We start from the raw sequence: 24534 nt of genomic DNA, 5'->3' as shown, positions 1-24534 counted from the left end.
ACTGCGACGGATTTAGGTAGGTAAAGACCAGATGCACCCTGGGTTTGCAGATCTAGAGAGAAGTCTCTGGCGGTTAAAACTGCGACGACACTCACTAGGTCGCCGATACAGACTCAACCTGCGTCGGCAGGTTTTCTCTGGATAGCCGCGCCTTCAGGATGGCAAAGAGACAGGTCTTTAAAGTATCCTCTAAGGTCTGCCTCCTTTGGCCTGACACCTGAAGTTGCGGTGATTGATCAAACTGGAGAGGGCTAGCTGACTACAGGCGATCGCCCTACCAAGATGCGTTAGGTCTGATTGAGTGAATCCAGTCCCCACTGATAGAGCGATTGTAGTAGCGGCTCTTCAGGAATTGTCCAATCATCTGAACAAACCGATTGCAATAGCTGCTCCAGGGCTTTGTATGTTATCTTCCAATCTGAATTGGAGGATTCCGGAAATAATTTTTCTGTTATATCTGTCAGCGTTAACGGATGGCTACTATGGACTTGTTTGTTGCGGAGTTCGTTAATCGCCTTAAATTGTTCGACTAACCTTGCATCATCATTTAAGTTCTTCATTTTTTGAAACGCCCGCCAAAGCTCCCCAAAGCTTGCTTTATAATTGCTTCCCCAATTGCGTTTATCTTCAGGTGGGGTCAGCCATCCTTGCTTGATCCAGTCTTCTATTTTGCAGCGAAGATATAAAAGACGCTCCAGGGTCCGGCTAAAGTAAAAGAATGCGAGGGAAACATTCTGCCGTTTTAGCTCTAGCCATATTAGAAAGGTCTCTTCCCAGATTTTCAAAAACTTACTCTTTGGGGTTTCATTGGTTTTGCAGCGTTCTTGGATGGCTGCTCGCCACTGACTGCGAAGCCGCTTAGGAACCTCACGTTTTGTTGGCGGAGCATCTAACCACTGAGCGCCCTGGAGTTGCTTGAGTGCGTCTTGGAGTTGCCAGTTCGCTGCAAGAGCCAGACGTTCAGCGAGCTGGTAAAGGGCTTTGCGGCGATCGCGGTAACCAGCAAGCCACACCTTCGCCTCACCAAAGTCTCCTTGCTCCCAGGCTGAACAAATTCGTTCCCGCTCTACTGGCCAAAAGTATTGGCCCAAGCTCACTAGGTTAAACTCGGTGGCTGACCGTACTGAACGCTTTCCGCCATTGCCATCCTCAAACAGAGGACTGGGTTCGATGGGAATCACCTGCTGCACAATACACTGGCGCATCAAGGCAGCGGCAGCAATTTCGAGCGTATTGGCCACTTGCGGCACAGAGCCTTTGGTCTGAATTTGAAGTGTCAGGGCTTCATCGGATTCCGAAGTCCAGGAGTCTTTCACCAGTTCCACCAAAAACTGTTCTAGGTGCTGCCGAATCTGGTCGGTTTGGTTGACAGCAATCTCAGGCTGCCACACATCCACCTTTATGGTTGGATACTGCTGGCGAATTTTACCTGCCATCAGATGAGCTAGCCATAGCGTATCGCCCCGACGAAAGTTCCACGGGGTTCCTTCCGGTTGATTGGTTCCCCACAGGATAATGCGATTCAGCCCTTTGGGAACTTGGTCAGCTAGGATGACTCCATCTAGCAGCAGTTCGACCGGGCTAAAATCCTGGGCGGCTTGGCACTTTTGGTAGAGAACTTCGCCTAAATGACGCACGCTGTAGCCAAATTCTGGTTTGGGTTCATCGCTGTGATATCCCCGCGCTAACCCTAACTCTGCATATAGTTCATCGATGTGGGGCGGATGACCGCGATCGCTATCAGCACCGAGCGATCGCACGATGCCATCCCGGCAAGGCCAGCCGACTTGGCGGGTTCCTACGGTAATGATCAGGGTTTTCATGGTTTTTGTTTGTTCATTAGTTAGGAACTAGGTGGTTGAAGTCGTGGCTATACAGTCAAAGTCAGCCTTCACTGACTCTTTCTTGGGGACTAGTGCAATAGAAGGGATTAGGAATTAGGGATTGGGGATTAGGGATTGGATGGCCTGCTACTTCCGATCCCCGGTCCCTGATCCCCGACTCCCGATCCCCTTATTTTTCCTTGTCTACAGGCAATCCTAACTGGGCCTTCGCGGCATTGATGGTGAAATCCAGGCTGTTTTTGCCAGCAGAGAGCAGAGCTTTACCTGTTTCAGAAGCAATTTGATCGCTGGAGCCTTCTAAATTGTTAAACCAGTTGCGGAAGTTGCGGCCACTGCCGATCGCAGTCTTCCAAAACCATTCAAATACAACCAGAAGCAGGCAGATCCCTAACCAGGCCAATACCCCTGTTTCCTTCAAAATTGCCCATGTCACCTGGCCTGCTTCTTTGTAGGTAGCATAGGTTTTGGGCTGAGAGAGAATCTGCCAGAGCTTTTCCCATTGGGCTTTAATCCGATTCATCCCATTCTCCTCTGATTCGCGACTTTGATCTGCTGTTTGTTATTCTGCCTGCCTGCATTCCAGAAAGCGAATCTTTTCAGGGTTATTTAATCGTGTTCTGAAGAAAAACAAGTTTTTGTAAACACCCCAGTTCCCCGCAGCAGATCCAGGAAGGTGAACACCGCTGGGGAGTGCAGCACATTAGACAAAACGGCTGCGCCGATGATTCGCTCCAGGGGGACGGGCAGCGATCGCACTTGCACCCTCTCTGGAATCGGAATCGCTGCCAGTCGGGGCAATACTGCAGCTCCTAATCCCTGGGAAACCATACTGACGATCGTCGAATCGGCTTTAATTTCGTGGGCGACTTTAAACTCCTGGCCCCAGGCTGCCCAGTGTTCCCTGACGGCAGACGTACATTCGGCATAGTTGTAAAGAATAAAGGAGTAGGGGGAGAGATCCTCCCAGGTTAATTGCTGCGGGACAGGGGTGGCCGTTGGTGGCAGCAGTACGACAAATTCATCTCTGGCGATTTCCCAGGTTTCCAATTCCTCGGACGATCGCGGCAGTGGCACGATCCCAATATCTACCCGTCCTTCCCGCAGCGCCAGTTCTACCTCGGTCGGTGCCAGTTCGGTCAGTGTGATACTGACGTGGGGACAGCGCTGACAAAATTGAGCAATTAATGGTGGCAACAAATGAGTGGCAGCACTGCGAAACGAAGCGACCCGTACCCGCCCGCCACTTAAACTTTTTTCCAAATAAATCTCATAATCAATGCTGTCTCTGGCCTGCAAGATTTTGCGGCTATGCACCAGCACTCGTTCTCCCAGCGGCGTGAGGCGGGCACCAAAACGGCCCCGTGAGAGGAGGGTTGCTCCCAGTTCTGCTTCTAAGGCCGCGATCGCCCGACTCACAGCGGACTGAGAGGTTTGCAACTGAAGGGCGGCATCAGAAAAACTGCCATACTCCACGACAGCAACTAAAACTTGTAACTGAGAAATATTCATCCGGCATCTATTCGCTTCTTGCATAGATGTTACCCGCCCGGAGTTTTGTTTCTGCACTCCGGCACGGGCTAGGGTGGATAAACAACTGTAAAATTGTTTGAACCTTTTCTACATCTAGCTGAGCTTTTCCAATTGCGCCATGTTTGAGTTGCTTTCTTACCAAAAATTTCGTGATACCCCGAAAGTCCGATTTTTTGACATCACAATCAACGAGTCCAATGCCCGCGATCTGGTGTTTCATGATGGGCCTGCAGTCAGCCCCAACGACACCCCAGAGGGACACTGGCAGTTTTATCTGCATCCCCGTCAGGAAGACAATCTCTTAGCTCTATCGGGTGGCCGCACATTTTATCTGGTTAACTTTGACTGGGAATATCCCTTCCACATGGTACGCCTGGAAGCTGGAGGAGATATTCTCCGGATTCCTCCTGGCACCTTTCACCGCTCCGTATCGGATCCGGATGGCTCCCTAGTTCTGAATCAGGCTGTTCGTTACGCATCTGCAACAGTAGAAAGCGAGTTCCGGGTTTATAACAGTGCAGACATTCCCCGCTTGCTGCAAGTCACCTCCAATACGGCTCCGCCTCCCAAGATGCATGGGTTTGACAAGATTTCGCTGCGGGTGGCTTAGAGGATGGAAAAGGGAAAAAGAGTGGAGGAGTGAAGAAGTGGAGGAGTAACATTTTTAACGCCTCGTCACCCCCTCATCTCACCCACTCACTGGCTCACTCGCCTGCCAGATCACTTCATGCGTCCTTGAATGGGTCGCAAAGATCCTGTTCCTGGTTTTTGTCTCATGCTGGGTTCGAGTTGCAGTTGCTGACGGCCATTGCGGACAATGCGCAGCATTTCTGTAAGTTGCATTTCCAGATCTTGCAGGCTGCGATCGGCGTACTCATCCGCCCCAGCCTGAATCTCTTCACACTCGGCGATCGCCGTGCGTTGCATATCTTCCAGTTCCTGTTGAGCCTGCCGTCGCATTTGATCAATCTCGGCGATCGTCTGTTCTCGAATCGCTTCACATTCCTGTTGAACCCGTTGCCGGATCTGTTGGGCCTGCATTTCTGCCTGCCGCACGACAGCCGACTCATTAATCATCTGGGCCGCTCGTCGTTCTGCCGCTTCAATAATTTCCTGAGAATATTGTTCCGATTGCAGATAGATCTCTTCTTTATGGCGCACGATCGTTTCTGCCTCATGCAAGGCTTCAGGCAGACTGAGGCGAATGATGTCTAGCTGCTCAATTAGCCGCTCTTCATCGATCAGCGTGCGGCCCCAGATCGGCAAACGCGGACTATCCAGAATCATTTCTTCTAGCCGATTTAGCTCCTGCTGAATATCAATATTGGGCCTCACACCTTCTCTCGGGGAGACACCGTTTTGTGCAACTCCAGCAGTTGGGTTGAATCCGTAGTCAGAACCGGTTCCGGAGGGGTCTTGGCGTAACATCTGTAAATATCGGGGAGGACAGAAGGGGGAACAAGGTGATCGATAGGACCGCCAAACTTAGCAATTTCTTTTACTAAACTACTGCTTAAAAAGCTATGTTCGTTAGAAGTTGCTAAAAAAATTGTTTCCACGTCATCCGAGAGAGTTTTGTTGGTATGAGCCATTTGCAGTTCCATCTCGAAGTCGGAGAGTACCCGCAACCCTCGCAGCAGCACCTTAGCTTGGCGCATTTTGGCGTAGGTCACTGTTAACCCATCAAAACTATCTACTTCAACATTGGTTAAATGGGTTGTGGCTCGACGAATCTGCTCCATACGCTCCGCTACGGTAAACAGGGGGGCTTTGTTTGGATTGCGAAGGACAGCGACCACGACCTTTTCAAACAAACGGCATCCCCGCTCGATCACATCAAGATGACCGAGGGTAATGGGATCAAAGCTGCCAGGGTAAATTGCAAGCACAGGTGGGAACTAAATCGACTGATGAGGCGATTATAAGAGCAAAAGTCTCCTTGGGAATAGGAAAAGACTTAGAGATTTTGGCCGAACAATTCCTTTACCTGCTCCCAGGCATCTTTAGCTGCGTCGGGGTTATAGTCCACCCGTTGATCACAGAAAAAGCCATGACTGACCGGATAGCGGAACACTTTGTGGGAAATGTTATGTTTTGCTAATTCCGCTTCAATCTGGTCAGCCTGCTCGTTGGGAATTAAGGGATCCTGGGTACCAAAGAAGGCGTACAGTGTACCCTTAATTTCAGGTGTGCGGGTAATGGTCGGCGGGCCACCTCCGGGCGTCATGGTAGCAATGCCGCCACCATAAAAAGAGGCTGTAGCCGTGATGTCGGGTAAGGTGGCCGCGAGATAAACCACATGCCCCCCAAAGCAAAAGCCGATCGCCCCAAACTTGTCTGGTTTTACATTAGGTTTAGTTTTCAGAAAATTGATCGCGGCTTGAATATCCAGCAACAATTCTTCCGCCCTGGTCATGTCCTTATGTTGCCGTCCCAGGGCCGTATCTTCTTCGGTATAGCCAACTTCAAATCCAGGAGCCGTGCGCTGGAAGATGGCCGGGGCGATCGCCACATAGCCTTCTCTGGCAAGCCGCTCTGTAATATCCCGAATGTGAGAATTTACCCCAAAAATTTCCTGAATTACAACAATTCCTGGGAACGGGCCTGCTCCCTGGGGTTCTGCCAGGTAGGAATCAATCTGTAAGTCTCCATTGGGCACTTTTACCCAACCCGCTTGAATCTCCATTGGCTTCTTCCACAACATCACTGCCCTAGATTCCGTAATTTAGGGGGTATTGTCAATAGATATCTGCCCTCTGTCCGTTGCCCTTCGGCCTCTGCCCGTTGTGAATAAACTCGCAACCGATGACGACCAATGACCAATGACGCTTGACCAATGATGCTTCTAAGAATTTGGTGGAGTCGTTCGTTGAGATCGCAGGGGATTCAGATCGGGCTGTTCTTTTAAGACCACAATCACCTGCCGTTGATAATCAATAAAGCCATAGGCCGGAAATGCATAGGCGATCGCCGGATCCTGGGGATTGCGATTACTGGTCTGCCATTCCTTTTGGTAGTCCCGTTGGTTAACCTGGCGGACAGTGAATGAGCCAATTTGGGGTTTGGCCGCGGCTTCTCCCGCTGCCCTAGAAGATAAAGGCATGAGAGCCAGGGCTTCAGCCCCAGGTTTGGGGGGATGGTTGAGGTAGTCCTGAATGCCTTCCGATGTGTTGCTGGCTAGCGGAGATGATCCGGTGGCAGTACCGGGCGACGTGGAGCCAGTGGCGGGTGCTGAAGTAACCCGATTCAAGGCAGTATTGCCACTTTCCAGCAGGCGATCGGCAGGAGCATTGTCAGTTCGTCCTGAAGTTGCCTGCCGATTCTGGGAATCAGTTCCGCTGACGGTGGGGTAAGAACCAGTAGCCGTTATCCCAGAGGGTTGCCCTAAATTGTTCACGGCTGCAGGTGTTCCTCCCTGGGCTGAGTCAAAAGGTGACTGAGCCTGGTTTGGGCTACCTGATGAGGCGGGGGTAAACATTCCTGAACTGGGCGGAAAAGGAGTGGTGCCTGAATTGGCAGATGGAGAGGGAAACTGGCCGGAGGATAGGTTAGCAACCTGGGTGGTTCCATTACCGCTAGGGGTGGCCCCAGGGGTACGGTGGGGGGCTGAAGTCGCCGATTCAGCTATTCCTGAGAAGGCTCCAGATGGCGGCAGGGTTTCCGGGGGGGCTACAGCAGATGGATTGGCAAATTGCTGTCTGGCAATCGCCGATCGCAGGGAGTCTTTGATCGAGTTGGAACGAGTACCCGAATTGCTCGGTTGAGTTGGAGCTGCAGGAACGTCAGGGGTAGAGCGAGGTGCAGAATTAAGGGTCAGGGGTGACAATTTCAAAGGCTGGGCATTAGATACCAGTGGGCCACTGGTGATCAGGGATTTAGAGATGTTCTGGGGTTGCTGTTGGGCTGAGGTGGTGGGTTGCTTTGCTGGAATTTTAGTGGGAGTAGACTCAACCGGGGAAGCAGACAGCGATCGTCCGGTTTCTAACTTTTCAGGTGCAGTAGTCGTGGGACGCGGACTCAGGGAATCAACACTTTGTTTAATTTCTAAGTCCTGGGGTTGGTTACTTTGGGGGGCTTCCGGTTGATTGAAGGCATCGCTAATGATGGCTCCGGAGGCGATCGTCGCTGCCAGTACTCCTGCCCCTACTGCTCCTACAGGAAGTTTTGAGCGAGGTGGGAAGGTTGGATAATCGGCAGGAGTGGCAGGGATAGCCAAATCCTCAAAGTAATAGTTGAAATAGGTTAATGCTCCGTTGATGTGCCTTTCATAGCACTTTTTGGGATCCTGGGGCATCTGCGGTTGCCTGACTGCCGCACCTGGGGTGGGCTGTGGATCTTCTAGAGGTGGGTTGACCAGAGCCGGATTGGGAGGGGGAGCAGGAGCTTTTTTCGCTGAGTTGATCGATTTTTCAGTCTGGCGTTGACGATTTATAGTTACGGTTTTGGCAGCAGGATGATGCTTAGCCTGAATCTTGATAGGTTGAGTCATACGTCAAAACTCCTGAAGCTCGGTGCAGCGATTTTGCGTGTTGTTTGGTTCAGTCTGAAAATCAGCCTTGCCAAGGAACACCGAGACAGCGCAAGAAATGGCTGCCTCCTCAGTTATTCCGCCGTTTCTCAAAGCGATCAGGATTTTTGGTTGGATCTTTACTGGATTTAAGCCTTTCGTCTTAGGACACAAATACTGATCATCTACTGAAACCTGCGACGTCAGTCTGGCAACATTATCAATGGTTTTAAGAAATTCGGATGATGGCCCATAAACCGTCCGGAGAGATGGTGCCACCTTCAGTACATATAGAAGAACCACTATCGATGTTTCATTAAACACCGGAATGTTGGTAGGAAACCTGTTGTGCCAGACCATCCTTGTTGATACTCCCAGCGACGTTGAGCAAATCTCCAGATCTGGAGTCGTTTTGTCTCAATCCTCTTGCGGAACGATCGTATGCATAGTACCCGTCCCCTCCACTCCCCCTGGAGTCACTTTTCAGCGTGTATCCAGGTGCTTTCATTTATGAATACTGCTGCTTACAAATCTCAGGTAATGGTGCAATGGCTGCTGTGGGGGGCATTGCTCTCCCCTGCCTTGCTGCTAGATGCCAGTGGCGCGATCGCCCAGGCTCCTCAACAGGTACCTGCTCAGCCTACTGTTCAGCCTGCTGCCCAACCTTTTGCCCAACCCAATCTGGTGCCATTTAATGATGATGGCTACCTGCTAGGGTCGGGCGATCGCATTAAAGTAGAAGTTTTTGATGTTCCCGAATTCACCGGGGAATACCTGGTCTTGCCCAATGGCACGATTAATATGCCAGTGGTGGGGCCAATTCCGGTACAAAACCGCACCTTACAGCAGGCCGGGAAGACAATTTCGGCCCGCTATGCTGCTGTTCTACAACGCCCTACGGTGACAGTAGGGCTGGTAACTGCCCGCCCAATCCGAATTGCCATTTCTGGAGAAGTCAATCGTCCTGGTTCTTACACGGTCTCTGCAACACCAACGACAGAGGGAGGAGCCACCCTCAGCCGAACGTTGCAACTTGCCGAAGGGATTACTCAGGCGGCTGATCTGCGGCGGGTACAAATTCGGCGAGTGCAAGCCCACGGTTCTCGTGCAGGTCAGGTGATGACCGTTGATTTGTGGAGTTTGCTGCAGAATGCAGATCTACAACAAGATTTGCAACTCCGAGATGGCGACAGCATTTTCATTCCAGCTACAACAACGGTCAATCTGGAAGAAGCACGACAATTATCTGCAGCCAACTTCGCGGCTCGGAATAATCGACCTTTAAAGGTTGCGGTAGTAGGGGAAGTGTACCGTCCTGGCCCCTATACCTTATTGGAAGGAGCAGTAGGGCAACCGAATCAGTTAATTAACCCAAACTTACTGCAAGTACCCAGTGTCACCCGTGCAATTCAAATTGCTGGGGGAATTACTCAATCTGCAGATATTCGAAATGTGCAAGTTCGCCGATTGACCCGCTCTGGATCTCCTCAAATCATTAAATTAGACTTTTGGAAATTATTAAAAACAGGAGACATACTACAAGATTTACCCCTGCAAGATGGGGATACCGTGGAAATTCCTACTGCTACAAGTATTACTGACAATGAATTAACTGCTTTAGGAGCCGCTAGTTTTTCACCTGATAAAATTACGGTTAATGTTGTCGGCGAAGTGAAAGTACCAGGGCCAGTTTCTATTCTGCCAAATTCACCTCTAAATCAGGCTATTTTGGCGGCTGGCGGCTTTGTAAACAACCGAGCTAGCAAGACCGTGACACTGATTCGTTTAAATCCGAATGGAACCGCTGAGAAACGAGAAATTGGTACTGATTTTGCCCAAGGAGTTAGCCAACAAAATAACCCGGCTCTGCGAAATAATGACATTATTGTTGTGAAACGCAATGGTCTGGCAACATTCTCAGATGGATTGAATTCAGTGCTAGGACCTTTTAATGGCATTTTGGGAGTATTCAGATTGTTTGGATTGGGTATCTAATGGGTTTTCTAGGATAAGAAGTAATCCAGTTTTTTAATTGAACATTGGAGGTGATGTAATTGATAAGTTCTATGTTAAAAATAAACCAACACTACCTACAAAAATTTATGAGTTTAATACTATTCTGACTTCAATTGATCCTATTTTCACGAAGAATTTTTGATGATTAGATGTCGTCTTTGTGTTTTTTAGATGAATGGAAATAGGCTAAATCAGATTCAGCTAGAGAATGGTTGTCTTCCTATCAGAGTAACTATATCTGGACTTAGACAAGGTTTAATCTGGCTTTAATCAGATGAAAAAGTGTTAAATTTCTATTTCTAGAAAACACAGGATATGAATGATCGGGTTGCCTACCAGTCCTGCATTTGTAATTAGTACAGCAGATGCAAGGCGAGTCTCAGAAAGTGATCACTTGTAACTGTCTTAATCCTGATCTGAACTCATCTGGTTGCGCGAATGAAGATTGCTCTAGTTCACGACTATTTAACCCAACGAGGAGGAGCAGAGCGGGTTTTTGAACTGCTTTGCAAACGTTTTCCAGAGGCTGATATCTATACCTCTCTCTATGATCCCAAGCACACGATCGACTTGGGCGATCGCCTTGTCAATACCACCATTCTGCAAAAGATTCCGGGAGCTGCGAGATATTTTCGACTGATGGCTCCCTTCTACTTTCCGGCCTTTCGGGCGCTGGATTTGCAGGCTTATGACCTGATTATCAGTAGCAGTACCAGTTTTGCCAAAGGAGTGAAAAAGCGTCCCGGTGCAACTCACATCTGTTTCTGTCACAATGTCACTCGCTTTCTGTGGGATACCCAGACCTATCTGCGTGACTTCCGCCGCTATCAACACTTCTATCCCCTGATTGAACAGGTCTTTCAGGTGATGCGCAAGTTTGACCTGAAGTATGCTCAGGAACCTGATTTTTATATTGCTAACTCCAGCACGGTTGCAGAGCGCATCCGGCGGGTGTATGGCAAGCCCTCACTGGTGATTAACTATCCCATTGATACACAACGTTTCACCTTCTCTGCTCAGAAGGATGAATTCTATTTAGCCTCTGCTCGCTTGATCAGCTACAAGCGCTTAGATGTGATTGTTGAAGCCTTCAATTGGCTGGGCTGGCCGCTGAAGATTATGGGAGATGGCCCAGAACGGGAACGTCTGCAAGCGCAAGCTCGACCTAATGTGGAGTTTGTCGGTCATGTCAGCGATCGGGAACGGATGCGATTGTTGGCCAGGGCGCGATCGGTGGTGGTGGCGGCTCTAGAAGATTACGGCCTGGTGCCTGTAGAAGCCAATGCCAGTGGCACCCCAGTGATTGCCTATGGAGCCGGAGGCGTGCTGGATACTCAAATTCCTGGGGAAACGGGGGTCTTCTTCACTCGACAGTCTCCCGAAGCTCTCCAGGCTGCTCTTTTAAATGCCTGTCACATTTCCTGGAACCACCAAAAGATTCACGATCATGCCATCAGTCAATTTTCTGAGGCCGCTTTCTTCACCAAAGTAGAACAAGCCATAGACCAGGTTTGTCCACTAACTTGAAATCAATGTTAATCAATATAAGGAACTGACTATGCAAGCAACCCAACCCTATTTACATCCAGTGGCTGAATCTGAACCAGGCTACGGCCAGTTGCTGGCGGTATTAGTGCGCCGACGTTTCTGGGTATTGGGAGCATTGATTACCGCGATCGGGATAGGCGCACTTTACACACTGCGGAAGGAACCCACTTACATTAGTATCATGCAATTGCTGGTAGAACCAAACTATCAGGGTAAGCAAGGAACTCAAAGTGGATTAACGAGTGAATTTTCTGACACGAAAGTTGAAATTGATGATGCCACTCAAATCAACCTGATGCAGAGTTCCAATTTGTTGCGTAAAGCTATGAAACTGCTGCAGGTGAAGTATCCGGATATTAACCCCAGCAATCCACAAAGTGTGGCTCAATTTAAGAAAGCTGTCAGCGTTGGACAGGTTTCCAGCACTGGTAAAAATCCAGTTGGCACCAAGATCTTTCAGGTCACTTATACGGACAATGACCCTCTGAGAACTCAGGATGCTTTGCAGGCATTGCAAAAGGTCTACTTAGACTACAACCTGGAACAACAAAAAGTCCGATTGATCCGGGGGCTGTCTTTTGTGAATCAGCAGTTGCCCCAGGCGAATCGGAAAGTGAAGGAGGCAGAAGCGGCTCTGGAGAAGTTTCGCCGTGAACAGGAGTTAATTGACCCAGAACTTCAAGCGAAAACCCAGGCTGAAGCCTGGAATCGCATCCAACAAGAACGACAAACCACGCAGACTCAGCTTCAAGAATTACAGAGCCGCTATGTAAACTTGCAACGGCAACTGGCTCTGTCTCCCCAACAAGCGGTGATTGCGGCCCGTCTGAGCCAGTCTCCCCGCTATCAAGCGTTGTTGAATGAGATTCAAAAGACGGAACTTTCATTAGTGCGGCAACGTCTTCGATTTAAGGATAATACCGACTTTGTGCAGCAGGTTTTGAATCAGCGTCAGAAACAAATGAATCTGTTGCAAACTGAAGTTCAACGGGTGCTAGGAGACGGCGCTGCTCAAGCTAATGTCAACGGCGGCGGGCTGCTCTCGCAAGGACAGTTAGGGGGTCTGGATTTAACATTAGTGGGGCAACTGGTAGATACTCAGGTGAATTTGCGAGCGACGGAAGCTCGCGCCCATAGCTTAGAGGCGACGGAACAACAAATTCGGACTGAGTTAAAGCGGTTTCCCCAGTTACTGGCTGAATATGGACGATTGCAACCGGAGGTGGAACTATCACGGGATACCCTTAAGCAATTGCTAAAAGCTCAGCAGGACATTGGATTGGAAATTGCTCGCGGTGGATTTGATTGGCAAATTGTGGAAGCACCGGGTTACGGTCTTAAAACCGGGCCTGACATGAAGAAGAATCTACTGCTGGCGGCTGTAGCAGGGCTATTTTTAGGAAGCTTAGCGGCCTTCGCCAGAGAAGCAGCAGATGATGCGGTTCATAGTTCTGATGAGTTAAAGAAACAAACTCAGGTGCCTTTATTGGGCATGATGCCAGAGTTATCTCTATCTCTGAAATCTGAGGAGGATAAGCCGTTACTCAATCTGCCTTTTAGTAAACCTGCGCCAACCACTCAACCCACGATCGCTCAGGTACTTCAGTGGCAGCCATTCCGCGAATCCCTCGATTTGCTATATCAAAATCTGCAACTTTTGAGCACGGCGGCAAATCCGTTGAAATCCATCATGGTGACATCTGCTTTAGCAGGAGAAGGGAAATCTACACTGGTCCTCGGTCTGGCAATTAGTGCCGCCCGGTTGCATCAACGAGTGCTGCTAGTTGATGCCGATTTGCGCCGTCCCAGCCTGCATGAATTACTCAATCTACCCAACGATCAGGGATTGTCTACTTTACTGGCCAGCGATGCTCCAATTTCAACCCACATTGGCATGCAGGATTCTAAGTTGCGTAATAATATTTCTGTGATCACTGCTGGGCCAAGTCCGGCAGATCCAGCTAAATTATTGAGTTCTCAACGATTGCGAGATGTGATCACCACATTTGAGCAAATTTATGATCTGGTATTGCTGGATGTACCACCTGTTTTGGGTATGGTAGATGCTATGTTGGTGGCTTCTTGCTGTAGCGGTGCGGTGATGGTGGGACGACTCGATCACGTGACCCGCTCTGAACTGACCCAGGCCACTACTATGCTCAACCAGTTAAATATCATCGGGGTGGTTGCCAATGGCGCAAACTATCAGATTCGCGGCCAAGAAAATCAGCGGTTAAAACGCGATCGCTCAGTAAATTAATCCTAATTGCCAAGTTGATCGATAATCTGTTGTAAGTTGATTCGGTTAAGACTCTGTTAATCCAGAAATCAGGTTAAGTCTTATTGTGATTTTTCTATTTCTTGTTGTTACCCATTCCGGGTTCAGCGGGGTATTCTATGAACCACTCCTCTCATTCTCTCAAGGTATTACCAAAATCTCTTCCTACTTCAGTGAGTAACTTTGTGAAGTACAACTTACTCTGGCGACAACGGAAATTAATTGTCCGTTTTGCCAGCGATCAACATGGTACTTGGAACTTTCCTCCCTGTAGCCATTCGGATTGGTTGGTGGATTGTTTGCAGCGATCGCCCGTTAAATTGGTAAAGTTGGATCTGAGTCTGGGCGAAATGAATTTAAAGACCTGGGCTGATGCCTGTCATAAAGCAAATAAGGTAGCCTATATACGGTTGCCAGCTACAGCTCAACTGCCCCAAAAGCAGCATCCCTTCAACTGGCGACTCAAACGCATTTTTGATTGGTTAATGGCGGCATTACTGCTGGTTCTTCTCAGTCCAGTTATGGCCTGGATTGCTGTGCTCATTACCTGGTTCTCACCAGGGCCAATTTTCTTCTATCAATGGCGGGTGGGAGAACGGGGTAAACTGTTCAAAATTATCAAGTTTCGCACGATGGATATTGGTGCAGAACAGTTGCATCATCAGGTGATGGGATCCCAGGAAGGACTGCACAAGCTCAAGGATGATCCTCGAATTACGGCTTTAGGCCGCTGGATCCGGCGGTATAGCCTGGACGAGCTACCCCAGTTATTGAATGTTCTGAAAGGCGAAATGAGTTTAGTGGGGCCTCGTCCCTGGGCATTGTATGATGCTGTTCGTATCAGTCCTGACTTGCAACATCGATTGAATGCCTTACCAGGAATTACAGGAGCCTGGCAGGTCGAAGCGAGAGCCACAATGCGAGACTTAAGTACAGTCAACCGGGGTGATCTGCGGTACTTACACGATTGGTCTTTGTGGAAGGACTTTAGGTTCTTGCTGCTCACCATTCCTAAAGTGATTGCCGGATTTGGAGCCTACTAAAGATCATGCGCACGAATGAACTGGTAATTGAAGCGGGTCGAATCGAACGGCAGTACTGGAAGGATATCTGGAAATACCAGGAACTGCTTTACTTCCTGGCATGGCGAGATATTCTGGTGCGTTATAAACAAACCGCGATCGGTCTGGCTTGGGCATTGATTCGACCCTTTCTGACAATGGTGGTATTTACAGTGGTGTTTGGACAATTGGCCAAGCTCCCTTCTCAGGGAAATGCTCCCTATGCCATCATGGTGTTTGCGGCCCTGTTACCCTGGCAGTTCTTTTCCAGTGCGTTAGGCGAATGTGGAAATAGTCTGCTAAGAAATAGCAATCTCATTTCTAAGATTTATTTCCCTCGCCTGATCGTGCCAATTAGTGCGGTCATCGTCAGTTTCGTTGATTTCTTAATCTCAGGTATGATTTTAGTTGGGTTAATGGCCTGGTATAACTTCATTCCTGACTGGCGCATTCTCACGCTTCCCCTGTTCATTGCGATCGCGTTTATGGCAGCTTTGGGAGCAGGGTTGTGGTTGGCGGCGCTGAATGTGGAATACCGGGATTTTCAATACATCATTCCGTTCATCATTCAACTGGGGTTGTATATTTCTCCTGTTGGCTTCAGTAGCAAAATTGTGCCAGAGCAGTGGCGATTGTTGTACTCCCTTAATCCAATGGTGGGTGTGATTGATGGCTTCCGGTGGGCAATCTTAAGAGGAGAGTCTGCCATTTACCTACCAGGATTCCTTCTTTCTCTGGGACTGGTTATTCTACTATTTTTGAGCGGTATCTGGTATTTTCGCCGCACAGAGAAGGTTTTTGCGGATGTGATCTAGGAGAGTGGAAGTGCCAGAGGGCTACGATCGCAATCTGCTTCTGATACTTCACTGAGGTAGCAATTAAGCTCTGCAAAATGTAAAGAAAAAGTGGGCGATCGTCCTGACATTCTCCTGATTATGTAGCGAAATCTTTGTATAAGACTCAAGACGGCATTGCCATCACTGTGAACGATATACCTGAAGGGACTACAAACTCATGGGTGATACGGTCATTTGCGTTGAAAATCTGAGTAAGAAGTATGTCCTCAGTCACCAACAGGATAAGGATAGCTACAAGACTTTGCGAGATGCGATCGCGGCTGGTGCTTCCTCCCTGCTTAGACCAATCCAAAATCCAAAATCCAAAATCCAAAATCCTGGTCGAGAAGAGTTTTGGGCACTCAAGGATGCGAGTTTTGAAATTAAGCAGGGCGATCGGGTGGGAATTATTGGCCGCAATGGAGCCGGAAAATCAACCCTGTTAAAAATCCTCAGCCGCATTGTAGAACCCACAACAGGACGCATCCGGATTAAAGGACGGGTTGCAAGTTTACTGGAAGTGGGAACCGGATTTCACCCAGAACTGACCGGACGGGAAAATATCTTCCTGAATGGAGCCATTCTGGGCATGAGTAAAACCGAAATCCAGCGCAAGTTTGATGAAATTGTCGCCTTTGCTGAGATTGAAAAGTTTCTAGATACACCTGTTAAACGCTACTCCTCTGGAATGTATGTGCGGCTGGCGTTTGCCGTTGCAGCCCATCTAGAACCAGAGATCCTGATTGTCGATGAGGTCTTGGCAGTAGGAGATGCTTCTTTCCAAAAGAAATGCCTGGGAAAGATGGAGAACGTTAGCCAGGAAGGAAGAACAGTTTTGTTTGTCAGTCATAACATGGCGGCAATGAGAGCCTTGTGCAATCGTGGATTAGTGATGCGGCAGGGACAATTGGTAATGAATACATCAATTGAAACTGCTATTAATCACTATCTACTTGAAGATCAGGCTGCTGATGCACATATTATTTGGAACGAAAAGAATGCACCTCAATCCCCAGAGATGCGATTTGTTGAAGCCTGCATTTTGAATGAGCAAGGTGAAATAGCCTCTTCAATAGATTGTCGTAAAGGGTTTTCAATTTTTGTAAAATACAAAGTCATGAAGCCCCTACGAGGTTTAAGAATTGGTTTTCTAATGCAGAATACCGAAGGTATTCAAATCTGTGGCTCAAATACATTAACTAATAATGGACAAGATATAGCACCAGGTGAATATATTAATCAATGTGAATTTCCAAAACATATTTTGAATGCTGGTAAGTATTCATTTTATTTCGGTTCAGACTTGCCGCCTTATTCTAAACTCCTTGTTACAACACCCTACTGTTTAAGTCTTCAAGTAGAAGATGTCGAAGGACATGGCCCTAGAAATGAAAGACTACCTGGAATTTTACGACCTCAGTTGAAATGGGACACAAAGCAATTAGTAGGGAAAATTTAATGATGGATGAGCTTTACTCACTTGAAAATGCTCAAAAGTTTAACTGGTCTTCTATTAGTGGAAATCTTAATCCTGAGCGCGTTTCTCACCTTGAGAACTATGTAGTAGGCAAAAAGCTTTTGGATGCTGGTTGTGGTGGAGGTGCCTATGTAGAATTTTTAGCCCAAAAGGGTTTTGAAGTCACTGGTATTGATAGGTGCGAAGAATTTTTGCAGGTAGCAAGAGAGCAAGGACGACTAGGAACTTATGTACAGGGAGATGTCACTAACTTACCTTTTGCAGATAAAACATTTGATTGCACCTATTGCTTTGATGTTTTAGAACATGTCAATGATGAACTTGCCATTAAAGAACTAGCTAGAGTTACATCTAAGCGCTTGATTATTGCTGTACCTCGTGAAGACACGATAATGGCTAAATTTGGCTTAGCATTTAATCCTTATCGCGATCAAACTCATCTTAGATACTACACAGAGGATTATTTGAGGCAATTAGCAGGTTCTGCAGATTGTAAAGATATAGAAATCATTCCTGAAGGCTTTATTCCATTTGAGCTTTTATTTAAGGAAATGCTAGACAAGGAAAAAATTTCTAATAAATTGTCCCCATTTGTCTTTAGACCGACATACAGATTAAAGAGTAGAAATTTATTGATAGATAGAATTCTTAAAAAATTAACTGATGTGTTGATGGGTATAATAATAGATTTTGATGATGTGGAAAATATTTTAGCTTCGTATTATCTCAGAGTCGCTCGATACAAAAGAGTCAATGTTGGTTTAATTGCGGTACTTAATTTAGAAGAGACAAATAGAATTTAATTCTTCTAGTATATAAAAGCTTTTTCGTTTACATAAGAATGACGAAGATTTTGATGACAATTACCGGAGCAGCTTCATGAGAATTGCAGTTTGGCATAACTTGCCCAGTGGTGGTGGTAAACGCGCACTTTATGATTACGTCCGTGGTTTAGTGGAGCGTGGCCATGAAGTAGAGTCTTGGTGTCTATCCACGGCGGATCAGGGTTATTTACCTCTAAATCAAATCATAAAGGAACATGTAATTCCGCTAAATTGGCCATCAAAAAAGCGATCGGGACTACCTGGCTTTCTAAAAAATTATCTGACTGCCATCGATAAAATTGAAGTCATAAAGTTGCAATGCCAGAAGTGTGCAGAAGAAATTAATCAAGGAGGATTTGACCTCCTATTTGCACATGCATGTATGTTTTATGCTGCTCCTTTTATTGGCCGTTATGTATCAATTCCAAAGATTCTCTATTTGCAAGAACCGCACCGTCGTCTATATGAGGCACTACCCAGATTGCCCTGGATTGCTTTAGAACCATCTAACCAAACTGCATGGTCATTGAACCAGAGCCGCCGCTTTCTTTGGGATCTTTCAGAAGTGCAAGCATTAAGAGTGCAAGCCAGAGAAGAGTTACACAATGCCCAAGCCTTTAACCTCATTCTAGTCAATTCATACTTCAGTCGTGAGAGTCTATTACGTGCTTACAATCTGGACTCGGAGGTTTGCTACTTAGGTGTCGATCTGAGTCGATTTCAAAACCATCATCAGCCACGAGAAAATTTTGTGATTGGGGTAGGTTCCTTCACTCCAGCCAAAAACATCAAATTCGTCATTGAATCACTAGCTCAAGTTAAACGATCTCGTCCTGCGCTGGTTTGGGTCGGCAACTTTGTTGATTCTGGCCATCTCGAAGAACTGAAGCAACTTGCCGAACGACTCCAGGTTGATTTCACGCCTAAAATTCGCATCAGCGATCAAGAACTCATCAATCTACTCAACCGCGCCCTACTCACAATCTACACTCCCCGTCTAGAACCCTTCGGCTATGGCTCGATCGAAGCTAATGCTTGTGGCTTACCTGTCGTGTCTATTGCTGAAGGAGGCTTGCGAGAAACTGTCATTGATGGCTTCAACGGTTTAATTGCTGAAAATAATCCGAGGGCGATCGCCGCCTCGGTGCAAAAACTGGTAGATAACCCGGACTATGCTAGTCAGCTTGGACAGAACGGCTATCAACATGTCAATGAGCATTGGACTGTTGAAGCAGCGGTCGATCGCCTTGAGAAGAAATTGATTAAGTTACTCGCGTAAAGCCCATGAATAGCCTATCTCTTTCAGAAATTGAGTTTCCTGAAATTGAGGCGATCGCTAACCTCGACCATCGTCCTTTATGGTCTGTAATGATTCCCACCTACAACGGGACTCTGTATCTAGAAGAAACTCTCAGAAGTGTTTTGAGTCAGGATCCTGGGGTTGACAAAATGCAGATAGAGGTGATTGACGATTGCTCTACAGCAGATAATCCGGAAGAACTGGTTTATAGAGTTGGTCAAGGCAGAATTTTATTTACTCGTCAGCCTGAAAACCTTGGTCAAATTAAAACCTGGAATAACTGTATTCGTCGTGCTCAAGGACATTGGGTTCAAATCCTGCACCAGGATGATGTGGTACTTCCTGGCTTTTATCATCATCTTGAAAAGGCAACCACTAACGAGTCTGTGGGTGCTGCTTTCTGCCGACACGTCACATTTGACGAAGATGGACACTGGCAGATCATCTCAGATGTTGAGCGCAAAACGGCTGGCATTCTAAAAAATTGGTTGAAGGTGATTGGTACCTCCCAGCGGATTCAATTTGCATCGATCGTGGTTAAACGTAGCACTTATGAGCAAGTCGGAGGATTTTGTCCTCAAGCCTTTTCAGCTTCGGACTGGGAAATGTGGAAGCGTATTGCGGCTCATACAGACATTTGGTTTGAACCCCAAATTCTTGCTTGCTTTCGTAAGCATCAAGCCTCAGAGACCTCTCGACTCGCCCGGACAGCCTCTAACATTGCTCATATTCGTCATGCGATCGACATTTCTAATAACTACATCACTCAGTCCATGAGTAAAGCAATAAATGCTAAAGCGAAGGAGCAATGTGCATTAACAGCCCTTTCTATTGCGAATGGATTAGTGAGTGAACAAGAATTTGAAATTGCCATCATGCATATCAAAGAGGCATTGAAGTGTAGCTCATCATTAAGAGTCGTAAAGGCTCTCCTGAGCGTTATAGTTCGGGCAGGAATTGTGAGTTTGAAGCTCTCGTGAACCAAGGAGGTTAGCGCAAATTGTTGAGAAGTTAAGTTCATCTACTGAGTGTATACAACTAGTTAGTTGAGCATCATGAAAACTGCCCTTATTTGTGGAATATCTGGACAGGATGGAGCTTTCTTAGCAAAGTCGCTTCTTGAAAAAGGCTACACCGTTTGCGGAACATCGCGAGATGCTCAGATGTCGTCATTTACCAATCTCGTAAAATTAGGAATTCGGGATCAGATCAAATTAGAATCGGCAGCATTGAACGACTTTCGGAGTGTCCTGCAGGTATTACGAAAAATCCAACCCGATGAGATTTATAACCTGGCTGGGCAAACCTCTGTCGGATTGTCTTTCGAGCAACCTGTCGAAACAGCTGAAAGCATTACTCTGGGCACTCTCAATCTATTAGAGGCAATCCGTTTTCTGGATCAACCCACCAAACTGTATAATGCTGGCTCCAGCGAATGTTTTGGTGATACGAAGGGGGAAGCAGCCAGCGAAGAAACCCCTTTTCGGCCCAGAAGCCCCTATGGAGTGGCTAAAGCCGCCGCTTTCTGGCAGGTGGCAAACTATCGGGAAGCTTACAATTTATTCGCTTGTAGCGGCATCTTATTCAACCATGAATCCCCCTTGCGTCCAGAACGCTTTGTGACTCAAAAAATCATTGCTACAGTTTGCCGAATTGCTAAAGGCAGTCAGGAAAAGCTGTTTCTGGGAAATACCAGCATTCAACGAGACTGGGGATGGGCACCTGAGTATGTAGAAGCCATGTACCGCATGTTGCAACAAGACCAGCCTGACGACTACGTGATTGCAACGGGAGTTTCTTCTGCCTTGGAAGCTTTTGTAGAAGCTGCATTTGCCTACTTTGATTTAGACTGGCGTAACCATACCGTTGTGGACATGAGCCTGTTTCGTCCGACTGATATTTCGATCAGTAAAGGCAATCCCGCCAAAGCACAGCAAAAGTTGGGCTGGAAAGCGGCCTTTCTGATGCCAGATATTGTCCGGATGATGATTGAAGACCGATTGAAACAGGTTTAGCGATGGAGTTCAACGATTCGTCATGCGAATTCTTTATGATGGTGAAATCTTTGCCCACCAGGCCGCTGGGGGGATCAATCGGTATTTTGCCAATATTATCAGTCGGTTGCCTGCTGACTTTGTGCCCACGTTTGCTACCTGTCAACGCCGCACAATTAACTGTCCGGTTCACCCTAACTTACGGACGTTCTACTTTCAGCGGTATGGATTTCGTCCTGGGCGAGTTTCCTATTGGCTAGAAAAATACTATTTTCGGGCTGTGAGCCGATTCACCAATCAACAAATTGCTCATCCCACCTACTATCGGCTTTTGAGTCGTGAAGACATGGCAACTGTCCGGTTGCCGATCGCGCTCACCGTTTATGACATGATCTATGAAATCTTCAAGCCTCAGGATATGTGGGTAGCCGTGAAGCGTAAAGCCGTTCAGGCGGCGGATGTCATCCTCTGTATTTCAGAGAATACGAAAAAAGACTTGCTGGAGCGCATTCCCATTCCCGAAGAGCGGGTAAGAGTCACTTATCTGGCTTCTGAACTGGATATCAGCCTTGCCTATGGGAGTGAATCTGTTCCCGCTGCTCCCTATTTTTTGTATGTGGGTGCGCGAGTTGGGTATAAAAATTTTGATACGCTACTGGCCGCCTTTGCGAAAGCAGCCTCTGTGCGGCCTGATTTTCGCTTAGTGGTGGTCGGTGCTCCCTTAACCAAGCAAGAGTTAGCCCAAATCACAGACCTGAATTTACAGCAGCAGATTGATTGTGTGGGGTATCCTACTGATTCCCATCTGGCCAAGTTGTATCGCTGTAGTCTGGCATTGGTCTACCCTTCCCGCTATGAGGGATTTGGCATTCCTCCTTTAGAAGCCATGTCTTGCGGTACAGTGACGATTGCAGCCAATACGTCCAGCATTCCAGAAGTGGTGGGAGATGCGGGAATCCTGCTAAACCCTGATGCCGTTGGTGATTTAGCGGATAGTTTATTATTTTTAGCCGACCATTCTAGCGAGCGCGATCGCTTGATCCAGAAGGGTTTCGAGCACTGCAAACAATTTAGTTGGGACAAGACAGCAGTTCAAACGATCGCGGCTTATCAGTCAATAACCTAATCCTCGTCCTTGTTGTTCAGGATAATTCTGAAGATCATTCAATATTTCAAATAATCAAGCTTGCTCAGTTGCTCCGGTTAGATGCAAGAGTCGCTATTCTGGCGGCAGCAGGGTGGTACAGTTATTTTCATTGGATGTTTGATGTTTTGCCCAGAATTCACCTGCTCCAGAAAAGTAATTTATTGTCTAAAGTTGATAAGTTTGTAGTTAATCCACTGGCATCTGATTTTCAAAAAGAGACACTTGAGAAATTAGGGATACCTGTCGAACAATGTTTAGAATCAAACCCTAACTTTCATATTCAAGCCACTCATTTGATTGTTCCTTCTTTACCCGGTATTACAGGCAGCATGACTCACTGGGCGTGTGATTTTTTAAGGGAAACTTTTTTAAATTCAGCTACTGATCAAAGTAGTGACAAAGGTGATCAGTCTGAAAGGCTCTATATTAGCCGTGCATTCGCTGCTCGCCGACGAGTTCTCAATGAAGATGCAGTCATTGATTTGTTAAGTAAATTTGGCTTCACAGTTCTGACGATGGAAAAACTGACTGTGTTAGAACAGGCAGCAGTTATGGCTACCGCTGAGGTTGTGATTTCAGTTCACGGAGCTGCATTGACTAATCTGGTCTTTTGTAGCCCTGGGTGTAAGGTGATTGAAATATTTGCGCCGCATTACGTCAATCCTTGCTACAGGGCTTTATGTAACCTCATGAATCTGGATTACTGGTACTTACTAGGAGAAGGAGAGCTAATATCACCAAGGTTTGAGGGCGATCATCTCATGATTAATGGTGAAGCTGATATCACGATCGATATAGCTGCACTTCACCAAACTCTAAATCAATTGGGGCTGAGGCAAGTACAAACCCATCCCAACTGAAGCGAATCGCCTTTGAAGAAACAGTAATGATGTAGTAATCATCCTGATCAGACTCGTAACAGCTGTACAAAGTGAAAGCATGGCGATCGTTCACTTCTACTCTACCAATCAATCCACTGACCCCAGGAAGTAAGGATGACAACACCCAAACGCGCATTAATCACCGGAGTTACCGGCCAGGATGGTTCCTACCTGAGTGAGTTGTTGCTGGAACAGGGCTACGAAGTCCACGGCATTATTCGCCGTACTTCCACCTTCAACACCGATCGCATTGATCACATCTATGAGGACCCGCACCAGGAAGGAGCCAGACTCTTCCTGCACTATGGAGATCTCACTGACGGCACCACTTTGCGGCGTGTTTTAGAAGCAGTGCAACCTATCGAGATCTACAATCTGGGTGCTCAATCCCATGTACGAGTTAGCTTCGATTGTCCAGAATACACTGTCGATGCTGTTGGTATGGGTACCCTCCGCATCCTGGAAGCGATCCGCGATTATCAACACCGAACCGGAATCCAGGTGCGCTTCTATCAGGCGGGTTCCTCGGAAATGTTTGGCCTGGTGCAGGAAGTGCCCCAGCGAGAGACAACTCCGTTCTATCCCCGCAGTCCCTATGCCTGTGCTAAGGTCTACGCTCACTGGCAAACGGTGAATTATCGGGAATCTTACGGCTTATTCGCCTGCAATGGCATTCTGTTTAACCATGAATCGCCGCGTCGGGGAGAAACTTTTGTCACCCGCAAAATTACCCGCGCTCTGGCCCGCATTGTCGCTGGACAACAGAAGAAATTGTACATGGGCAACCTGGATGCCAAGCGGGATTGGGGCTACGCCAAAGATTATGTGAAAGCGATGTGGTTGATGCTGCAACAGGAAGCCCCGGATGATTATGTCGTCGCCACGGGTGAAACTCACTCTATCCGCGAGTTTTTAGACATCGCCTTTGGCTATGTCAATCTGAACTGGCAGGACTACGTGGAATTCGATGAACGCTACCTGCGTCCAGCAGAAGTAGACCTGTTGATTGGGGATCCGGCCAAGGCGAGGGCCCAATTAGGCTGGAAGCCATCTGTAACATTTGAACAGTTGGTGCATTTAATGGTAGAGGCCGACTTAAAGGGAATGGGCTTGGTGCCTCTGAATGGCCATAGTGTTCAACCTGTGATAGATACGGCAACCCTGCGCCCAACCGTTCTTAGTTCGTTGCCTTAAATCCTGGAATTACGATCGCCTTTCTGGCAAACTGTCCGGTTAAGCAGGGAGGAATGCAGAAGATTGATAGCAGAAGTATGAAATCCGGTAACCTACG

General features: G+C 47.5%; 22 protein-coding genes. 14 read left to right on the top strand and 8 right to left on the bottom strand.

What is annotated here, in order from left to right:
• Positions 1-287 precede the first annotated feature (287 nt).
• The 3 genes from ACUVQO_RS01880 to ACUVQO_RS01870 all read right to left on the bottom strand — a co-directional run bounded on the left by ACUVQO_RS01880 (position 288) and on the right by ACUVQO_RS01870 (position 3377).
• Positions 288-1823, bottom strand: a complete 1536-nt coding sequence (locus ACUVQO_RS01880) for a hypothetical protein (RefSeq protein WP_445924201.1) — start codon at positions 1821-1823, stop codon at positions 288-290.
• A gap of 190 nt (positions 1824-2013) precedes the next feature.
• Entirely contained in the window at positions 2014-2364 is a 351-nt protein-coding gene (locus tag ACUVQO_RS01875; protein ID WP_445924200.1) for a hypothetical protein, read from the bottom strand.
• 86 nt (positions 2365-2450) lie between these two features.
• The gene (locus tag ACUVQO_RS01870) at positions 2451-3377 is read right to left on the bottom strand and encodes a LysR family transcriptional regulator (protein WP_445924199.1); all 927 of its coding nucleotides are present in this window, start codon (positions 3375-3377) and stop codon (positions 2451-2453) included.
• A 115-nt stretch (positions 3378-3492) separates the two neighbouring features.
• Here ACUVQO_RS01870 and ACUVQO_RS01865 point away from each other — a divergent pair, with 115 nt between their 5' ends.
• The gene (locus tag ACUVQO_RS01865) at positions 3493-3984 is read left to right on the top strand and encodes a cupin domain-containing protein (RefSeq protein WP_445924198.1); all 492 of its coding nucleotides are present in this window, start codon (positions 3493-3495) and stop codon (positions 3982-3984) included.
• A 110-nt stretch (positions 3985-4094) separates the two neighbouring features.
• On the opposite strand, the gene ACUVQO_RS01860 is transcribed toward ACUVQO_RS01865, so the two are convergent.
• From ACUVQO_RS01860 to ACUVQO_RS01840, 5 genes are all read right to left on the bottom strand, one after another.
• Positions 4095-4709: a hypothetical protein gene (locus ACUVQO_RS01860; RefSeq protein WP_445924197.1), complete on the bottom strand. Its 615-nt coding sequence runs from the start codon at positions 4707-4709 to the stop codon at positions 4095-4097.
• Positions 4706-5263, bottom strand: coding sequence for a pantetheine-phosphate adenylyltransferase (gene coaD / locus ACUVQO_RS01855; RefSeq protein WP_445924196.1), 558 nt, complete (start codon positions 5261-5263; stop codon positions 4706-4708). Before coaD ends, ACUVQO_RS01860 begins: the two co-directional genes overlap by 4 nt.
• A gap of 68 nt (positions 5264-5331) precedes the next feature.
• Complete coding sequence (locus tag ACUVQO_RS01850; protein WP_445924195.1) at positions 5332-6078, bottom strand: dienelactone hydrolase family protein; 747 nt, start codon at positions 6076-6078, stop codon at positions 5332-5334.
• A gap of 141 nt (positions 6079-6219) precedes the next feature.
• Positions 6220-7863, bottom strand: coding sequence for a hypothetical protein (locus tag ACUVQO_RS01845; RefSeq protein WP_445924194.1), 1644 nt, complete (start codon positions 7861-7863; stop codon positions 6220-6222).
• 3 nt (positions 7864-7866) lie between these two features.
• Entirely contained in the window at positions 7867-8241 is a 375-nt protein-coding gene (locus tag ACUVQO_RS01840; RefSeq protein ID WP_445924193.1) for a hypothetical protein, read from the bottom strand.
• Between the two features lie 150 nt (positions 8242-8391).
• On the opposite strand from ACUVQO_RS01840, the gene ACUVQO_RS01835 reads away from it, so the two are divergent.
• From ACUVQO_RS01835 to gmd, 13 genes are all read left to right on the top strand, one after another.
• On the top strand, positions 8392-9876 hold the full coding sequence (locus ACUVQO_RS01835; protein WP_445924192.1) for a polysaccharide biosynthesis/export family protein: 1485 nt from the start codon (positions 8392-8394) through the stop codon (positions 9874-9876).
• 459 nt (positions 9877-10335) lie between these two features.
• Positions 10336-11424: a glycosyltransferase gene (locus ACUVQO_RS01830; RefSeq protein ID WP_445924191.1), complete on the top strand. Its 1089-nt coding sequence runs from the start codon at positions 10336-10338 to the stop codon at positions 11422-11424.
• A gap of 31 nt (positions 11425-11455) precedes the next feature.
• Positions 11456-13705, top strand: a complete 2250-nt coding sequence (locus ACUVQO_RS01825; protein ID WP_445924190.1) for a GumC family protein — start codon at positions 11456-11458, stop codon at positions 13703-13705.
• Between the two features lie 137 nt (positions 13706-13842).
• Entirely contained in the window at positions 13843-14766 is a 924-nt protein-coding gene (gene hepC / locus ACUVQO_RS01820; protein ID WP_445924189.1) for a heterocyst development glycosyltransferase HepC, read from the top strand.
• 5 nt (positions 14767-14771) lie between these two features.
• The gene (locus ACUVQO_RS01815; RefSeq protein WP_445924188.1) at positions 14772-15599 is read left to right on the top strand and encodes an ABC transporter permease; all 828 of its coding nucleotides are present in this window, start codon (positions 14772-14774) and stop codon (positions 15597-15599) included.
• 283 nt (positions 15600-15882) lie between these two features.
• Positions 15883-17079 (top strand): ABC transporter ATP-binding protein, encoded by a 1197-nt coding sequence (locus ACUVQO_RS01810; RefSeq protein WP_445924187.1) that lies wholly within the window; start codon positions 15883-15885, stop codon positions 17077-17079.
• Complete coding sequence (locus ACUVQO_RS01805; protein WP_445924186.1) at positions 17046-17900, top strand: class I SAM-dependent methyltransferase; 855 nt, start codon at positions 17046-17048, stop codon at positions 17898-17900. Before ACUVQO_RS01810 ends, ACUVQO_RS01805 begins: the two co-directional genes overlap by 34 nt.
• A 100-nt stretch (positions 17901-18000) precedes the next feature.
• Positions 18001-19200 carry a glycosyltransferase family 4 protein gene (locus ACUVQO_RS01800; RefSeq protein WP_445924185.1) on the top strand — a complete coding sequence of 400 codons (1200 nt, stop codon included), beginning with the start codon at positions 18001-18003 and terminating at the stop codon, positions 19198-19200.
• A gap of 5 nt (positions 19201-19205) precedes the next feature.
• On the top strand, positions 19206-20201 hold the full coding sequence (locus tag ACUVQO_RS01795; protein WP_445924184.1) for a glycosyltransferase family 2 protein: 996 nt from the start codon (positions 19206-19208) through the stop codon (positions 20199-20201).
• A 75-nt stretch (positions 20202-20276) separates the two neighbouring features.
• On the top strand, positions 20277-21236 hold the full coding sequence (locus ACUVQO_RS01790; RefSeq protein ID WP_445924183.1) for a GDP-mannose 4,6-dehydratase: 960 nt from the start codon (positions 20277-20279) through the stop codon (positions 21234-21236).
• Between the two features lie 22 nt (positions 21237-21258).
• Complete coding sequence (locus ACUVQO_RS01785; RefSeq protein WP_445924182.1) at positions 21259-22341, top strand: glycosyltransferase family 4 protein; 1083 nt, start codon at positions 21259-21261, stop codon at positions 22339-22341.
• Complete coding sequence (locus ACUVQO_RS01780; RefSeq protein ID WP_445924181.1) at positions 22290-23222, top strand: glycosyltransferase family 61 protein; 933 nt, start codon at positions 22290-22292, stop codon at positions 23220-23222. The genes ACUVQO_RS01785 and ACUVQO_RS01780 overlap by 52 nt, the downstream gene beginning before the upstream one ends.
• Positions 23223-23357: 135 nt before the next feature.
• A complete protein-coding gene (gmd, locus tag ACUVQO_RS01775; RefSeq protein ID WP_445924180.1) occupies positions 23358-24437 on the top strand; it encodes a GDP-mannose 4,6-dehydratase in 1080 nt (359 codons plus the stop codon).
• Positions 24438-24534: the final 97 nt, after the last annotated feature.

The organism is Leptodesmis sp., assembly GCF_052746595.1.
Note: the sequence above shows the minus strand (reverse complement) of the source record. Positions and strands in the feature narration are given on the sequence as shown.

What these genes read in the sequence shown, in the direction of transcription:
- ACUVQO_RS01880 (WP_445924201.1), bottom strand. Translation starts at nt 1,823, where the DNA reads ATGAAAACCCTGATCATTACCGTAGGAACCCGCCAAGTCGGCTGGCCT.
- ACUVQO_RS01875 (WP_445924200.1), bottom strand. Translation starts at nt 2,364, where the DNA reads ATGAATCGGATTAAAGCCCAATGGGAAAAGCTCTGGCAGATTCTCTCT.
- ACUVQO_RS01870 (WP_445924199.1), bottom strand. Translation starts at nt 3,377, where the DNA reads ATGCAAGAAGCGAATAGATGCCGGATGAATATTTCTCAGTTACAAGTT.
- ACUVQO_RS01865 (WP_445924198.1), top strand. Translation starts at nt 3,493, where the DNA reads ATGTTTGAGTTGCTTTCTTACCAAAAATTTCGTGATACCCCGAAAGTC.
- ACUVQO_RS01850 (WP_445924195.1), bottom strand. Translation starts at nt 6,078, where the DNA reads ATGTTGTGGAAGAAGCCAATGGAGATTCAAGCGGGTTGGGTAAAAGTG.
- ACUVQO_RS01845 (WP_445924194.1), bottom strand. Translation starts at nt 7,863, where the DNA reads ATGACTCAACCTATCAAGATTCAGGCTAAGCATCATCCTGCTGCCAAA.
- ACUVQO_RS01840 (WP_445924193.1), bottom strand. Translation starts at nt 8,241, where the DNA reads ATGGTCTGGCACAACAGGTTTCCTACCAACATTCCGGTGTTTAATGAA.
- ACUVQO_RS01835 (WP_445924192.1), top strand. Translation starts at nt 8,392, where the DNA reads ATGAATACTGCTGCTTACAAATCTCAGGTAATGGTGCAATGGCTGCTG.
- ACUVQO_RS01830 (WP_445924191.1), top strand. Translation starts at nt 10,336, where the DNA reads ATGAAGATTGCTCTAGTTCACGACTATTTAACCCAACGAGGAGGAGCA.
- ACUVQO_RS01825 (WP_445924190.1), top strand. Translation starts at nt 11,456, where the DNA reads ATGCAAGCAACCCAACCCTATTTACATCCAGTGGCTGAATCTGAACCA.
- hepC (WP_445924189.1), top strand. Translation starts at nt 13,843, where the DNA reads ATGAACCACTCCTCTCATTCTCTCAAGGTATTACCAAAATCTCTTCCT.
- ACUVQO_RS01815 (WP_445924188.1), top strand. Translation starts at nt 14,772, where the DNA reads ATGCGCACGAATGAACTGGTAATTGAAGCGGGTCGAATCGAACGGCAG.
- ACUVQO_RS01805 (WP_445924186.1), top strand. Translation starts at nt 17,046, where the DNA reads ATGGGACACAAAGCAATTAGTAGGGAAAATTTAATGATGGATGAGCTT.
- ACUVQO_RS01795 (WP_445924184.1), top strand. Translation starts at nt 19,206, where the DNA reads ATGAATAGCCTATCTCTTTCAGAAATTGAGTTTCCTGAAATTGAGGCG.
- ACUVQO_RS01790 (WP_445924183.1), top strand. Translation starts at nt 20,277, where the DNA reads ATGAAAACTGCCCTTATTTGTGGAATATCTGGACAGGATGGAGCTTTC.
- ACUVQO_RS01785 (WP_445924182.1), top strand. Translation starts at nt 21,259, where the DNA reads ATGCGAATTCTTTATGATGGTGAAATCTTTGCCCACCAGGCCGCTGGG.
- gmd (WP_445924180.1), top strand. Translation starts at nt 23,358, where the DNA reads ATGACAACACCCAAACGCGCATTAATCACCGGAGTTACCGGCCAGGAT.